This window comes from Pseudomonas sp. CAN1 (genome assembly GCF_030462585.1).
Lineage (GTDB): Bacteria > Pseudomonadota > Gammaproteobacteria > Pseudomonadales > Pseudomonadaceae > Pseudomonas.
This window is the reverse complement of sequence record NZ_JASMRU010000005.1, coordinates 45,551-59,732: the sequence shown is the minus strand read 5'-3', so window position 1 is coordinate 59,732 and position 14,182 is coordinate 45,551. Positions and strand designations below refer to the sequence as shown.

At 66.1% G+C, this 14,182-nt stretch carries 12 protein-coding genes; 4 read left to right on the top strand and 8 right to left on the bottom strand.

Going from position 1 to position 14,182, the window contains the following annotated elements; translation table 11 throughout:
• Positions 1-232 precede the first annotated feature (232 nt).
• From glpE to QO207_RS09130, 7 genes are all read right to left on the bottom strand, one after another.
• A complete protein-coding gene (glpE, locus tag QO207_RS09160; RefSeq protein WP_301532143.1) occupies positions 233-562 on the bottom strand; it encodes a thiosulfate sulfurtransferase GlpE in 330 nt (109 codons plus the stop codon).
• 42 nt (positions 563-604) lie between these two features.
• Positions 605-1,429 (bottom strand): symmetrical bis(5'-nucleosyl)-tetraphosphatase, encoded by an 825-nt coding sequence (locus QO207_RS09155; protein WP_301532142.1) that lies wholly within the window; start codon positions 1,427-1,429, stop codon positions 605-607.
• Positions 1,429-1,809, bottom strand: a complete 381-nt coding sequence (gene apaG, locus QO207_RS09150) for a Co2+/Mg2+ efflux protein ApaG (RefSeq protein WP_301532141.1) — start codon at positions 1,807-1,809, stop codon at positions 1,429-1,431. The genes QO207_RS09155 and apaG overlap by 1 nt, the downstream gene beginning before the upstream one ends.
• Positions 1,806-2,636: a 16S rRNA (adenine(1518)-N(6)/adenine(1519)-N(6))-dimethyltransferase RsmA gene (rsmA, locus tag QO207_RS09145; protein ID WP_301532140.1), complete on the bottom strand. Its 831-nt coding sequence runs from the start codon at positions 2,634-2,636 to the stop codon at positions 1,806-1,808. Before rsmA ends, apaG begins: the two co-directional genes overlap by 4 nt.
• Positions 2,637-2,742: 106 nt before the next feature.
• Positions 2,743-3,741 (bottom strand): 4-hydroxythreonine-4-phosphate dehydrogenase PdxA, encoded by a 999-nt coding sequence (pdxA, locus tag QO207_RS09140; protein WP_301532139.1) that lies wholly within the window; start codon positions 3,739-3,741, stop codon positions 2,743-2,745.
• Positions 3,742-3,889: 148 nt separating this feature from the next.
• Positions 3,890-5,182: a peptidylprolyl isomerase gene (locus QO207_RS09135; protein WP_301532138.1), complete on the bottom strand. Its 1,293-nt coding sequence runs from the start codon at positions 5,180-5,182 to the stop codon at positions 3,890-3,892.
• On the bottom strand, positions 5,163-7,946 hold the full coding sequence (locus tag QO207_RS09130; protein WP_301532137.1) for an LPS-assembly protein LptD: 2,784 nt from the start codon (positions 7,944-7,946) through the stop codon (positions 5,163-5,165). Before QO207_RS09130 ends, QO207_RS09135 begins: the two co-directional genes overlap by 20 nt.
• 129 nt (positions 7,947-8,075) lie before the next feature.
• On the opposite strand from QO207_RS09130, the gene QO207_RS09125 reads away from it, so the two are divergent.
• The 3 genes from QO207_RS09125 to QO207_RS09115 are packed head-to-tail and all read left to right on the top strand — an operon-like array spanning position 8,076 to position 10,535.
• Entirely contained in the window at positions 8,076-9,098 is a 1,023-nt protein-coding gene (locus QO207_RS09125) for an aminoglycoside phosphotransferase family protein (protein ID WP_301532136.1), read from the top strand.
• Entirely contained in the window at positions 9,095-9,769 is a 675-nt protein-coding gene (gene murU, locus QO207_RS09120) for an N-acetylmuramate alpha-1-phosphate uridylyltransferase MurU (protein ID WP_301532135.1), read from the top strand. Before QO207_RS09125 ends, murU begins: the two co-directional genes overlap by 4 nt.
• Position 9,770: 1 nt before the next feature.
• The gene (locus tag QO207_RS09115) at positions 9,771-10,535 is read left to right on the top strand and encodes a DnaJ domain-containing protein (protein WP_301532134.1); all 765 of its coding nucleotides are present in this window, start codon (positions 9,771-9,773) and stop codon (positions 10,533-10,535) included.
• Position 10,536: 1 nt separating this feature from the next.
• Here the strand turns inward: QO207_RS09115 and QO207_RS09110 are convergent, their stop codons facing one another.
• Entirely contained in the window at positions 10,537-11,616 is a 1,080-nt protein-coding gene (locus QO207_RS09110; RefSeq protein ID WP_301532355.1) for an alpha/beta hydrolase family protein, read from the bottom strand.
• Positions 11,617-11,817: 201 nt separating this feature from the next.
• Here QO207_RS09110 and QO207_RS09105 point away from each other — a divergent pair, with 201 nt between their 5' ends.
• Positions 11,818-14,175, top strand: coding sequence for a transporter substrate-binding domain-containing protein (locus tag QO207_RS09105; RefSeq protein WP_301532354.1), 2,358 nt, complete (start codon positions 11,818-11,820; stop codon positions 14,173-14,175).
• The last annotated feature ends 7 nt before the right edge of the window (positions 14,176-14,182 follow it).

Below are 14,182 nucleotides of genomic sequence, written 5' to 3'. Positions count from 1 at the left end.
CGGGCTGCCAGTGCTTACCGGCGAGAATCCCCCAGAACTCCAACGGAACCTGGCCACTGCCCTGATCCGCCCCCAATGGTCACTGCCGATTAACCGGAAGCCGGTGTGCCGGCTCTCCCTTTTTTGGATGGCCTGAGGGAAAGGATAGTTCGTTCTTCAGTGTGTAAAGGACGAAAGAGCGAGAAGTTACAGATTTTTTGAAGGGGCTAATCCGCCCCTTTCGTAGGGGCTTTCAGTCAGCGCCGCCAGCGCTGGTATCCGCGGGATAGACGCTGCGCCACAGTTCGAAGCCGCCGTCGAGGCTGTAGACCTCGGAGAAGCCCTGCTGGACGAAATAGGCCGCCGCGCTCTGGCTGGAGTTGCCGTGGTAGCAGACCACGACCAGCGGCGCGTCCATGTCCGCTTCGCGGATAAAGTCGGCCACCGAGTAGTTGTCGATGTGCTTCGAGCCACTGATGTGCCCCATCGCGTAGCTTTGCGGGTCGCGGATGTCGACGACCTGGGCGCCGCCGTCGCGCAGTTGCTGGGCCTGGTCGGGGGCGATGCGCTTGAAGTCGCTCATGGGATTACCTCGCAAGGCGCGGAGCCAACGGCCCCGCGGCAGTCATTCTGGTTTATCGGCGCAGCTGCAATGGATGCGCTCGAGGGTATCGGCGTTCAGCAGCGTCATGCTGCCGCCCCACACGCAGCCGGTGTCGAGGGCGAACAGGCCGGGGACGTCGCACTGGCCTTCCAGCGCGGCCCAGTGGCCGAAGATGATCTTGCGCCCGGCGGCCTTGCGCTCGGCATAGCTGAACCAGGGGGCGTAGCCGGGCGGTGCGGTGTCCAGGCCTTCCTTGGATTTCAGGTCGAGCTTGCCTTCGGGGGTGCAGAAGCGCATGCGCGTGAAGTAGTTGGTGATCACCCGCAGGCGCGCGATGCCGCTGAGCTTCTTGTCCCACTTGGCCGGCTCGTTGCCGTACATGCCGTCGAGGAACATCGGCAGCTGGGCGTCATCGCGCAGGGCGGCTTCGACCTCGGCCGCGCGTTGCAGGGACTTGTCGATGTCCCATTGCGGCGGGATGCCGGCGTGCACCAGGGTGATGTCGCGCTGGGCATCGTGGTGGACCAGCGGCATGCGCCGCAGCCAGTCGATCAGTTGCGCGCAATCCGGAGCCTCGACGATCTCGCGCAGGGTGTCGTTCTTCTTCAGTCGCTCGGCGTTGTAAGCCACGGCGATCAGGTGCAGGTCGTGATTACCCAGCACACAGACCAGCGAATCGCGCATGCCATAGAGGAAGCGCAGGGTCTCCAGCGACGCCGGGCCGCGGTTGACCAGGTCGCCCACCAGCCAGAGCTTGTCCTGGGCCGGGTCGAACTTCACCTGCGCCAGCAGGCACTTGAGCGGTTCCAGGCAGCCCTGCAGGTCGCCGACGGCGTAGGTTGCCATCAGTGCAGTGCCCCGGGGACGGCGAGTCGGAATGCCGGGATCTCGGCTTCGAAGTGGTGGCCGTCGGTAGCGACCATCTGGTAGCTGCCATGCATGCTGCCGACCTTGGTCGCCATCACCGTGCCGCTGGTGTAGGTGTGACTGGCGCCCGGCTCGATCAACGGCTTCTCGCCGACCACACCGGCGCCGCGCACTTCCTGCACGTGGCCGTCGCCGTCGGTGATGATCCAGTGACGGGTCAGCAGCTTGGCCGCCAGCTCACCGTGGTTGTGGATGGTCACGGTGTAGGCGAACACGAAGCGCTGCTGATCCGGCTGGGATTGCTCGGGCAGGTGGCGAGTGGTGACGCTGACGCTGACCTGGTAGCGGGAATCGCTCATGCGGTCGGTCCTTGCTCGGCTTCCGGGTTGGTTTCGCTGAAGCGGTTGGCCAGGCTGACGAAGTCGGCGACGCTAAGTTGCTCGGGGCGCAGGGTCGGGTCGACGCCAGCGGCTTCGATGTCCTCGACACTCATCAGCGTGCGCAGGGTGTTGCGCAGGGTCTTGCGGCGCTGGTTGAAGGCTTCGCGGACGATGCGTTCCAGCACACGGTGATCCTTGGCTGGATGCGGCGGCTCGGCGTAAGGCACCAGGCGGACGATGGCCGACTCGACCTTGGGCGGCGGGTTGAACGCGCCGGGGCCGACGGTGAACAGGTAATCCACGCGGCAGAAGTACTGCACCATGATCGACAGGCGGCCCCAGTCGCCATTGCCCGGCTCGGCGGCCAGGCGCTCCACCACTTCCTTCTGCAGCATGAAGTGCATGTCCTGGATCAGCGAGGCATGGTCCAGGAGGTGGAAGATCAGCGGGGTGGAGATGTTGTAGGGCAGGTTGCCGACGACGCGCAGCTTGTCTTCGGGGGCGGCGATCAGGCTGGAGAAGTCGAACTTCATGGCGTCGCCCTGGTGCAGGCTGAAGTTGGGCTTCAGGCCGAAGCGCCACTTCAGTTGCGGAATCAGGTCGAGGTCCAGCTCGATCACGTCGAGCTTCGCGCCGCTGTCCACCAGGCCCTCGGTGAGGGCGCCCTGGCCCGGGCCGATTTCCAGCAGGTGCTGGCCTTCCTTGGCGGCAATGGCGCGCAGGATCTTGTGAATCACCCCGGCGTCATGCAGGAAGTTCTGCCCAAAGCGTTTGCGGGCGCGGTGCTGGAAGAGTTCGGACGACATAAATGCGGCTCCAGGCTTCAAGCTGCAAGCGACAAGCCAGAGCCAAAGCGATGTTCAAAGGGCGAAAGTTTACCAGCTGACACCGCTTGCCGCTTGTTGCTTGCCGCTACCGGCTGGCAGCGGCGGCTGCCATTTGATAGGCGGTTTCCAGGGCCACCTGCAGGCTGCCACTGTCGATCCGACCGGTGCCGGCGAGGTCCAGCGCGGTGCCGTGGTCCACCGAGGTGCGGATGATCGGCAGGCCGAGGGTCACGTTGACCGCCGCGCCGAATCCCTTGTACTTGAGCACCGGCAGGCCCTGGTCGTGGTACATGGCCAGCACGGCATCGCAGTGCTCCAGGTGCTTGGGGGTGAACAGGGTGTCGGCCGGTAGCGGGCCGATCAGCTGCATGCCCTCGGTGCGCAGGAGCTCCAGGGTCGGCTCGATCACGTCGATTTCTTCGTGGCCGAGGTGGCCGCCTTCGCCCGCGTGGGGGTTGAGGCCGCAGACGAGGATGCGCGGATTGGCCAGACCGAACTTGTCGCGCAGGTCGGCGTGCAGGATACGGGTGACGCGTTCCAGGCGTACCGAGGTGATGGCATCGGCGATCTCTCGCAGTGGCAGGTGGGTGGTCACCAGCGCCACGCGCAGGCCACGGGTCGCGAGCATCATCACCACCTGGGCGGTGGAGGTCAGGTCGGCAAGGAATTCGGTATGGCCGGAGAAAGCGATGCCGGCTTCGTTGATCACGCCCTTGTGCACCGGTGCGGTGATCATCCCGGCGAAGTGCCCTTCGAGGCAGCCCTGGCCGGCGCGGGTCAGGGTTTCCAGCACATAGGCGGCGTTGGCCTGGTTCAGCTTGCCGGGCTCGACTGGCGCGGCCAGCGGAGTGTCCCAGACGTACAGGGTGCCGGCCGGCGCGGCGGCGCTCGGCCAGTGGCCGGGGCCGACTTCCTGCAGGTCGATGTTCAGCCCGAGCAGGGCGGCGCGCTCTGCCAGTAGCTGGCGGCTGGCGACGGCGACCAGCGGGTGCGGTTGCGCTTCGCGGGACAGCAGCAGGCAGAGATCGGGACCGATGCCGGCGGGCTCGCCGGGGGTCAGGGCGAACAGGTGGGAGGTGCTCATCAGGGGCTCTCGAATAAGAAGATGCAGCGGATGGGCCTACTCTACGACGAAGCCCCGCTTCCACGAAGCCTTCTGCTCCATGAAGCTTTCCGCGGGCAAAAAGAAACCCGGCCTGGGCCGGGTTTCTTTCATGAGCGACTCGCGCTGCTTACTGCTTGATCTCGACGTAGGCTTCGTCGCGAATCTGGCGCAGCCAGGCCTGCAGTTCCTCATCGTACTTGCGTGCGCGGAGGGTCTGGGCAGCTTGTTGCTCGCGGAACTTGTCGCTGCTGTCGGTGGCGCGACGGCCGAGGACTTCCAGCACGTGCCAGCCGAACGGCGAGCGGAACGGCTTGGTGACCTGGCCTTGCGGCGCGTTGTTCATCACCTCGCGGAATTCCGGCACCAGAGACTCCGGGTCGACCCAGTTGAGGTCGCCGCCGTTGAGCTTGGAGCCCGGGTCTTCGGAGAATTTCTTCGCCAGATCGGCGAAGCTCTCGCCAGCCTGGATGCGCTCGTAGAGCTTCTCGGCCAGACGCTGGGTCTCTTCCTCGCTGCGGATCTCGCTCGGCTTGAGCAGGATGTGGCGAACGTGGACTTCGTCACGCAGCATCTTGCTGCCGCCGCGCTTCTCCTCCAGCTTGATGATGATGAAGCCGCCCGGGGTGCGGACCGGCTCGGTCACGTCGCCCACGGCCAGGCTGCCGACCATGCCGTCGAACGGCGAAGGCAGCTGGGCGGCCTTGCGCCAGCCGATCTCGCCGCCTTCCAGGGCGTTGTCGCCGGCCGAGCGGGACACCGCCAACTGGCCGAAGTCAGCACCCTGCTTGAGCTGCTGGTACATTTCCTGGGCCTGGCGCGCCGCGGCCTGCACGGTTTCCGGCGAGGCGCTGTCGGGTACCGGGATCAGGATGTTGGCCAGGCGGTACTCTTCGGAGAGCTGGATCTTGCCCAGGTCGGAGGCCAGGAAGTTCTGCACTTCCTGCTCGCTGACCTGGATGCGCTCGGCCACGCGGCGCTGACGCACGCGGCTGATGATCATCTCACGGCGCACCTGCTCACGGGCTTCGTCATAGGACAGGCCATCGTGGGAAAGGGCGGCGCGGAACTGGTCCAGGCTCATGTTGTTGCGCTGGGCAATGGTGCCCATGGCCTGGTTCAGCTCCTCGTCGGTGATGCGAACGCCGGAGCGGTCACCGATCTGCAGCTGAATGTTCTCGATGATCAGGCGCTCGAGCACCTGCTGGTCCAGCACATGCTCGGGCGGCAGCGGCGCGCCGCGCTTCTGGATGGTTGCACGGACTTCACGCAGGCGCTGGTCTAGCTGGCTCTGCATCACCACGTCGTTGTCGACGATGGCGACCACACGGTCCAGCGGAACCACTTCGGCGTGCGCGACGGAACTTGCCAACAGCGCGCCCAGCATCAGCGGGCGCAGGGCCTTACATAGCATTGTCTTCACGTTGACGATAACCCTGGATACCTTGGTCGAGGAAGCCTTCCACCTGGTTGCCAACCACGCCGCCAAGGCCTTTCAAGATGATTTGAAGGAATACACCGTGGTCGGACTTGGACGTCGAGGTCACGAACTGCTCGTCGTCGTAGTCGACCCAGTAGCGATTGATCAGGCGCAGCTTCCAGCAGCAACTGTCGTACTCGAAGCCACCGAAGGCTTCCAGCGTGCGGCTCTGGTTGTAGTCGTACTGCCAGCGGCCAATGGCGGCCCACTGCGGCAGGACCGGCCACATGAACGACAGGTCATGCTGTTCGATCTTGTACTCGTCGCTGCCGTACTCGAACTGCCCGGTGTTCGGGTTGAAACGCTTGCTGTCCGCGCGGTAGCGGTAGCCGGCGTTCAGCACCTTGCGTGGGTCGGCTTCAGGCTGATAATGGAACATCAGGTTGCCGTTGTCGGTGTGGTGCGTGTTCGGGTTCCAGTTGTAGTCGGAGCTGGCGTACCAATCGTGGTTGAAGCGATAGATGCCGGTGAGGGCGTAGGGCGAGCGCCAGGTGTCGGCGTCCGGGTTCTTCGCGCCGCTGGCACGCAGGTCGTCCTCGGTCAGGCCGGGCAGTTGCACGCGGCGGTCGCTGAAGTAGTAGATCTGGCCGGCGGCGATGTAGGCGCGTTCGAAACCATCGTCTTCGATGAAGCGCGAACCCAGTCCGAGAGACAGCTGGTTGGCGTCGCCGATGCGGTCGCGGCCGGTGAAACGGTTTTCACGCCACAGCGAGTCGTAGCTGAAGGTGAATTCGCCGGTGTCGAAGGTCGGCAGGTTGTCCTGGTTCTTGTACGGCACGTAGAGGTACATCGCGCGCGGTTCCAGGGTCTGGCGGAACTTGGTGCCGCCGAAGCTGGTGTCGCGGTCGAAGTACAGCCCGCTATCGAGCTTGGCCAGGCCCAGCGAACGGTCCGGGCTGCTGTCGTAGTTCAGCCAAGGCTGATTGTTGGCGATGTATTGCTTGCCCTGCCCATCAAGATCCAGATCGTACTTGGTGTACATGGCCTTGACGGTTGGGGTCATGAAGCCCCAGCTGCGGTTCATCGGCAGGCTGATGCCCGGCTCGGCGTGGAAGCGGTCGCCAGTCGCGCGAGCCAGGCCCTGGATGTTGGTATCCGGACGCGGGTAGAGCGTCGGGTTGTCGATGTCGATGCGGTAGAAGCCGTCATCCAAGTCGCGATCGAAGCGCACGGCTTCGGTGCTGTAGGTGAAGTCCAGACCGCCCGGATTGAACGGCAGCTTGCCGTCCAGGGTGAGCTGCGGCAGGCGGTTGTACGGAGTGACGTCGGTCACGGTCGCCAACTGGTAGGACTGCGCGTTCAGGCGGGCGGTGTAGCTGTCGCCGCGATAGGTCAGGACGCCCTGCTGGTTGACGTAGGTCGGCGAGCCGATACCCAGCGAGGTATCCAGGTCCTGGAAGTAGTACGGGTCGCTGATGCGGGTGTAGTCCACCTGCGCCAGCCAGCGGGAATCCAGGCCGCTGGTGTTCTTCCAGCCATACAGCCAACGGGTGTCGGTGTACTGCGGGAAGTCTTCGCGGTCGTCGTTCTTGTCGTTCAGGTAGGCGGCGGTGACCTGGCCTTCGCTGCTGTGGGTCAGGTAGCGGAACTCGCCTTCCATCAGCAGTCCGCGCTTGACCATGTAGTGCGGGTACAACGTGGCGTCGTAGTTGGGCGCCAGGTTGAAGTAGTACGGCGTGGTCAGCGTGAAGCCGGTATCGGTCGAGGTCGCGAAGGACGGTGCCAGGAAGCCGGACTGACGACGGTTGTCGATCGGGAAATAGATGTACGGGGTGTAGAAGACCGGAATGTCCTTCACCCGCAGGGTCGCGTTGGTCGCGGTGCCGAAGCCGGTGGCCGGGTTCAGCTTGATGTTGTTGCCCTTCAGGACCCAGGCGTTGCTGCTGGGTTCGCAACGGGTGTAGGTGCCATCCTTGAGCTGGATGATCGCGTCTTCCTGGCGCTTGGCGTACAGCGCACTGCCGCGGACCTGCGCCTGGTGCATGACGTACTCGGCGTTGTCGATCTTCGCCGCGCCGTTGTCCAGTTGCAGTTCGGCGTGGTCGCCGACGATCAGCGCGCCGTTGTCGCGCAGCTTGACGTTGCCGACCAGCTCGCCGCGGTTCTCGGCCTGGTGCAGGTTGGCCTCGTCGGCCTCCACCTGCATGCTGCCCTGGCGCAGGACCACGTTACCCGCGAGGGTCGCGATCTGCTTTTCCTGCTCGTAACGCGACACCTTCGCCGAGACGTAGGTCGGAGCCTCGTCGTTCGGCGTCTTGTCGTTCATGCCCGGGCGTACCGGCTCGACGTATTCGCCGCCACAGTACGGGCCGATTTCCGCCAGTTGCGCGGCGCTCAGCTTGTCGCGGGGGATCCAGTCGAGGTGGCTGTAGTCGCTGCTGCGCGACTTCAGGCCACGGCCGCCGGACTGGGTCACCAGTTGCTTGGGCTCTTCAGCCGAAGTCGAAGTGCTGGTCGAGCCATCGGAGGACTTCGCGCTGCTGGCGGCAGCGCCACCGGCGCTGACGGAGGTCGCACCATGCTGCGGGCGCGGAGCGACGGCTGCGGCGCTCTGCGAGGAGCAATCCCAGGCGCCGGACGCGGAAGGCTGGCAGGCGAACTGCTCGCCGGGTGCCGCGGTCACAGTGGCGAGCGGCTGGATAGCCAGCAGGCCACCGGTCACCAGTAAGGGGAATTTTCTACGGAACACGGGGAAATTCACTGCCATCTTGTTAATCCGGGCTTCCTGCGAGCCATCGGCCCAAAGTAGGCCGCACGCCTCTCGATGGGCTCAAAAAGATGCTGGATAATAAAGCATGACCCGCGCAACGGCTAGGGCCGTGGAGAACCCATAAAGATGTCACAGGATGCCCGTTACCAGCAGATGATCCGCTGGTTGGACTTGAGTTTGCCCGCTGTGTTCAACGCGCAAGGCTGGGGCTCCGTGCCCAAGGCCAGCCTGACTGCGGCCAGCAGCGACGCCAGTTTCCGCCGTTATTTCCGTTGGCAGGGCGATGGCCGCAGCCTGATCGTGATGGATGCGCCGCCGCCCCAGGAAGACTGCCGGCCCTTCATCAAGGTCGCCGGCCTGCTCGCCGAGGCCGGTGTGCACGTGCCGAAGATTCTCGCCGAGGATGTCGAGCAGGGCTTCCTGCTGCTCGATGACCTGGGTCGCCAGACCTACCTCGATGTGCTCACTGCGCAAAACGCCGAAGAGCTGTTCGAGGATGCTCTCGACGCCCTGGTGGCCTTCCAGCAGGTGGATGTCGCCGAGCGCCTGCCGGCCTACGATGAGGCCCTGCTGCGCCGCGAGCTGCAGCTGTTCCCCGACTGGTACCTGCAGCGCCAGCTGGGCGTGACCCTGGAGGGCGAGCAACTGGCGCTCTGGGAACGCACCTGCGACCTGCTGGTGCAGAGCGCGCTGGATCAGCCGCGGGTGTTCGTGCACCGCGACTACATGCCGCGCAACCTGATGCTCAGCGAGCCGAACCCCGGCATCCTGGATTTTCAGGACGCGGTCTACGGTCCGGTGAGCTACGACGTCACCTGTCTATATAAGGATGCATTCCTCAGCTGGCCCGAGCCGCGTGTGCACGACGGCCTGTCGCGCTACTGGCGCAAGGCCCAGGCCGCCGGCATTCCGCTGCCGGACAGCTTCGAGGCATTCTTCCGCGCCAGCGACCTGATGGGCGCCCAGCGCCACCTGAAGGTGATCGGCATCTTTGCGCGCATCTGCCATCGTGACGGTAAGCCGCGTTACCTGGGCGACGTGCCGCGCTTCTTCCGCTACCTGGAAAGCGTCATCGCGCGCCGCCCGGAACTGGCCGACCTCGCTGCGCTGCTGGCCAGCCTGCCCAAAGACGAGACGCATCCCGCATGAAGGCCATGATCCTCGCCGCGGGCAAGGGCGAACGCCTGCGCCCGCTGACCTTGCACACGCCCAAGCCGCTGGTGCGCGCTGGTGGCGTGCCGCTGATCGAGTACCAGCTGCAGGCGCTGCGCCGGGCCGGATTCGATCAATTGGTGATCAATCACGCCTGGCTCGGCCAGCAGATCGAGGACCACCTGGGCGACGGCTCGGCTTTCGGCGTGAGCATCCGTTATTCGCCCGAAGGCGAGCCGCTGGAAACCGGCGGCGGCATCTTCAAGGCGCTGCCATTGCTGGGCGACGGTGCCTTCGTCATCGCCAACGGCGACATCTGGACCGACTTCGACTACGCGAGCCTGCACGGCGCGCTGGCCGAGGGCGACCTCGTGCACCTGGTGCTGGTGGACAACCCTGGGCACCACACCCGTGGTGATTTCTGCCTGAGTGAAGGCCGTATCAGCGATTACCGCGAAGGCGAGCCAAGCCTGACCTACAGCGGCATCGCCATCCTCCGCCCCGAGCTGTTCGACGGTTGCGAGCCCGGCGCCTTCAAGCTGGCGCCCTTACTGCGCCAAGCGATGGCGGCTGGTCGCGTGAGCGGTGTGCACCATCGTGGTCGCTGGATCGACGTCGGTACCCACGAGCGCCTGGCGGAAGTCGAACGCCAACTGGCGGAGGGCTGAAGTGTTCTGGCCGGGTACCCTGGTAGGTGTCATCGCTGGCTGGGCGCTGGCGAGCATTCCGGGCGCCATGCTCGGTGCGCTGCTCGGCCAGGTGCTCGACCGCCGCCTGAAGAAGCGCACCTGGCGTGGCTTGCTGGAGCAACTGCGTGGCGGCCCCCAGGTCGGCGACCAGGAGTTGCTGTTCCTGCTGCTCGGCCGGCTGGCCAAGAGTCGTGGCCGGGTGGTCGATGCGCACATCCAGCAGGCCCGTGCCGAAATGGCGCGCCTGCAACTGGATGACAAGGCGCGTCGCCAGGCCATCGATGCCTTCGGTCGCGGCAAGGTGGGCGGCGAATTGCTGGATGTCGGCCTGCGCCAGCGCAATGGCCAGGAAGCCACCGCCGAAGGCCTGATTCAGGCGTGTTGGCGCATGGCCTGGGCCGGTGGTCCGCCGATCTCAGGGCAGAAGACTCTGCTGTTGCAGTGGGGCGATGCGCTGGGGCTGTCGCGTTCCAAGGTGCTGGCGCTTGCGGCCGGCGCTGAACCGCCGAAGCCGCCGGCGACTCCCCGCGAGTCCTACAGTGCAGCGCTGCGCCTGCTGGGCGTGACGGCGGAAAGCGAGCCGGAGGAGATCAAGCGCGCCTATCGCAAGCTGATCAGCCAGAACCATCCCGACAAACTCGAAGGCCAGGGCGCCAGTCCCGAGCGTATCGCCGCGGCGACCGGCAAGACCCGCGAAATCCAGGCCGCCTACCTGCTGGTGCGGCAGCGCAAGGGCTTCCGCTAGATCAGGGCTGCTCGATCGGTTCCAGGTGCATCGACAGCCAGCCGCGAACCCGGCGATAGAGCTGGTCCTGCTCGGTGTCCGGATCGGCGGGCAGGGCGTTCATGCCGATCTGCACGTAGTTCGGCGCCTTCTGCCGCTTGCTGGCCTGCAGGCGCAGCTTTGCCGCGGCGATGTCGGGCGTCTTGTCCTTGTAATAGAAGTCGCCGGTGGCGAGGTTCAACAGCGGCACGGTCTCGTCCAGCGACGGCTTGAAGTCGCGCGGCATTTCCGGCGCCACCAGCAGCAGGTTCTTGATCTCCGCCGGCGTGCGTTCGCCCAGGTAACGGGTCGCCCAGTAGGCACCGGTGCCGTGGCCGAGCAGGACAATGGATTTCGCCTTGTGCTGCTGGGCCAGTTCGACGGCCGCCTGGATGCGTGCCAGCACGCGCTCGGCGTGGGCCTTGCGCAGTTCGACCGGGTCGCTGGGCGGCGGCGGGGTTTCCGCGCTGGCCTGGGCCGGCTCGGCGCTGCCGGTTTCGGCGGTGCTTTCCGGCGTCGGTGTGGCGGTACCCGCGCTGCCTTTGACTTCCGGCTTGCTGGCGCTGTCCGCGGCGGTGGCGTCGGTGTCGGCGCTGGCCTTGTCCGGCGATTCCTTCGGTCGCGGCATCGGCGCTGTGCTCTGCGGGTCGGGCAGGCTGACCGCCAGCGTCTGCCAACCGGCGTCCGGCAGCTTGCGCCGCAGCGGGCCGATCGCCACCGGCCAGTCGGGGCTCTCGCCATCGCCGGGAATCAGGATCACCGCGCCCTGGGCGTCGGCGGTGTTGGCGGGCAGCCAGAGGGCGAGGAAAGTCTCGTCGCCGGCTTTCAGCGTCTGCTGTTCGCCTTCGGGCAACTGCCGCTCCAGGCCGCTGGAATCGTTCTGGCTGCGCTCGGTCACGTTGGGCCGTACTACGGGGGCGGCTGCCGGCTTGTCGGTGGCGGCGGGCTTGGCATCTTCGGCCTGAGCAGCGCCCAGCGGAGCGACGGCGAGTGACAGGCTGAGGGCGAGCAGCGTGGGGCGGAGCGAATGCGGCATCGGTGATATCCCTGTCCTGGCGGGCAGCAAGCGGCGGTTGCGAGTGCGGCCAGCCTAGCGGCTTGTATCTGCTTTGTCAGGCGAGGGGCATGCCGGGTTCAACCGAGCTTGCTGTAAGGTATGCCGGCCATCTGCTTTGACCCGAGTGAAATCCATGGTGTTGTGGGCATGAGTCGACTGTTCTGGAAAGCCTGTCTGGCCTGGCTGTGCTGCCTGCCGTTGCTGGCCATGGCGGAATCCGCCACGCCGCCGCTGGCGCTGGATGATGCCCAGCGCGCCTGGCTCGCCGGGCACCCGCAACTGCACGTCGGCGCCGTGCTGGAGGCTCCGTATGTACAGCAGGACCGCCGCCTGCAGCAGCTTTCCGGGGCCAACGTCGAGTTGCTGGAGTGGCTGGCCAAGGCCATGCAGGTGAGCCTGGAATGGCACACCTATCCGGATCAGGCGGCCCTGGAGCGCGCGGTGCGCGCCGGTGAGATTGACCTTGCCCCCGGTGTCAGCCAGACGCCTTCGACCCTGCGCGACTGGCTGTTCTCCGACCCCTACCTGCGCGTGCCGCGTCTGGTGGTGGGCGACCGTCGCAGCGGGACTTCGGTCGAGCTGGACAGCCTCGGCAGCGCCGAAACCGTTTCGGTGCGTGGGCCCGGCTCGGTGGTGGATTACCTGCGCAGCACCTATTCGGGGCTGACCCTGCAGATCGTCGACAGCGACCGCGAAGTGCTGCGCAAGGTGCTCGGCCGCGAGGCCAATTACGCGGTGATCGATGAGGCCCAGCTGGCGCGCCTGACCCGCGAAACCGAGTTCACCGGCCTGTGGGTCGTCGCCGACATCGGCTACCCGCAACTGCTGCGCGTGGCTACCCGCCGCAGCCTGCCAGAGCTGGCCGGGATCATCGACGCGGCGTTGCGCGCGGTGCCGGCCAAGGACCTCGACCAGTTGCATGAGCGCTGGCTGCAGCCGACCTATCCGCGCCTGGGTTCCTCGCCCGGCTTTTGGCAGAACCTCTGCATCCTGCTCGGCCTGCTGCTGTTGTTCGCCGTGGCCACGCTGTTGCTGCAGCGGCGCCAGCAACGCGGGCTGGAATCACGATTGCTGGCAGCGCGGCGCGACATCGAACTGCGCCAGTCGGCGGAACAGGCGCTGCGCCTGACCCAGTTCGCCATCGACAGCAGCACCGTCGGCATCCTCTGGGTCAACTGGGACAGCCACGTGCGCTATGCCAACCGCGCCGCTGAGGACATGCTCGGCTACTCGCCGGGCGCGGTGGTCGACCGCCCGTTGTCGGACCTCGAACCGACGTTGAGCATGGACCGCTGGCTCAACCTCTGGCGTCGCGCGCGCAATGCCGACGAGGCGCCGCTGAGCTTCGAGACCCAGTGCCTGCGCGCCGACGGCCAATGGCTGCCGGCGGACGTGTCGCTGAGCTTCCTGCGCTTCGGCGATTCGGAATACCTGCTGGTGTTCATCAACGACGTCACCGAACGCCGCCGCGCCCGCGCCGCGCTGGAAGAGAGCGAGGCGCGCCTGCAGGGCATCGCCGCCAACGTGCCGGGGCWGGTGTTCCGCCTGGAACCCAACGCGCCGGACGACGACTCCGATTTCGCCTACATCAGCTTCATCACCGGCGGCAGCGAGACCTCGCTGGGCTACTCGCCCGGCTACCTGCGCGAGAGCGGCCTGGGCATCATGGGCCTGGTGCATCCGTCCGAACGCGAGAGCTACCTGGCCAGCCAGCTGGACGCCGTCGAGGGGCATCGCAACTGGCTCTGGCAGGGCCGCATCCTCACCCGCAGCAACGAACCGCGCTGGGTCGACATCAAGGCCACGGTGCGCACCCTGGACGACGGCCGCCCGGCCTGGGACGGTGTGGTCTGGGACATCACCGAGCACAAGCTGATCGAGCTGGAGCTGCAGGATTCCCGTGCGCAGCTGCGCGAGCTGTCGGCGCATCTGGAGAGCGTGCGGGAGGAGGAGAAGGCGCGCATCGCCCGCGAAGTGCACGATGAACTGGGCCAGGTGCTCACGGTGCTCAAGCTGGAAACCTCGATGTGCGAGCTGGCCTATGGCGATTCCGACCCAGGGCTGCGCGAGCGCCTGGACAACATGAAGCGGCTGATCGCCCAGCTGTTCCAACTGGTGCGCGACGTGGCCACTGCATTGCGGCCGCCGATCCTCGATGCTGGCATCGGCTCGGCGGTGGAATGGCAAGCGCGGCGCTTCGAGTCGCGCACGCAGATTCCCTGCCTGGTGCAGGTGCCGGAGAACCCGCCGGAGCTGGCGGATGCCAAGGCCATCGGCCTGTTCCGCATCCTCCAGGAGGCGCTGACCAACGTGATGCGCCACGCCCAGGCGCATACTGTGGAACTGCAGCTGAGCGTCGAGGGCGAGGAGCTGTGCCTGCGCATCAGCGATGACGGCCTCGGCTTCGACCCGCATGCTTCACGGCAGAGTGTGTCCTTCGGCCTGGTGGGGATGCGCGAGCGCGTGCTGATGCTCGGCGGCACCCTGCAGATCGACAGCCAGCCCGGGGAGGGCGCGACGCTGACGATCCGCGTGCCGCTGGACGTCGAAATACAAGAACCATAACGACAAC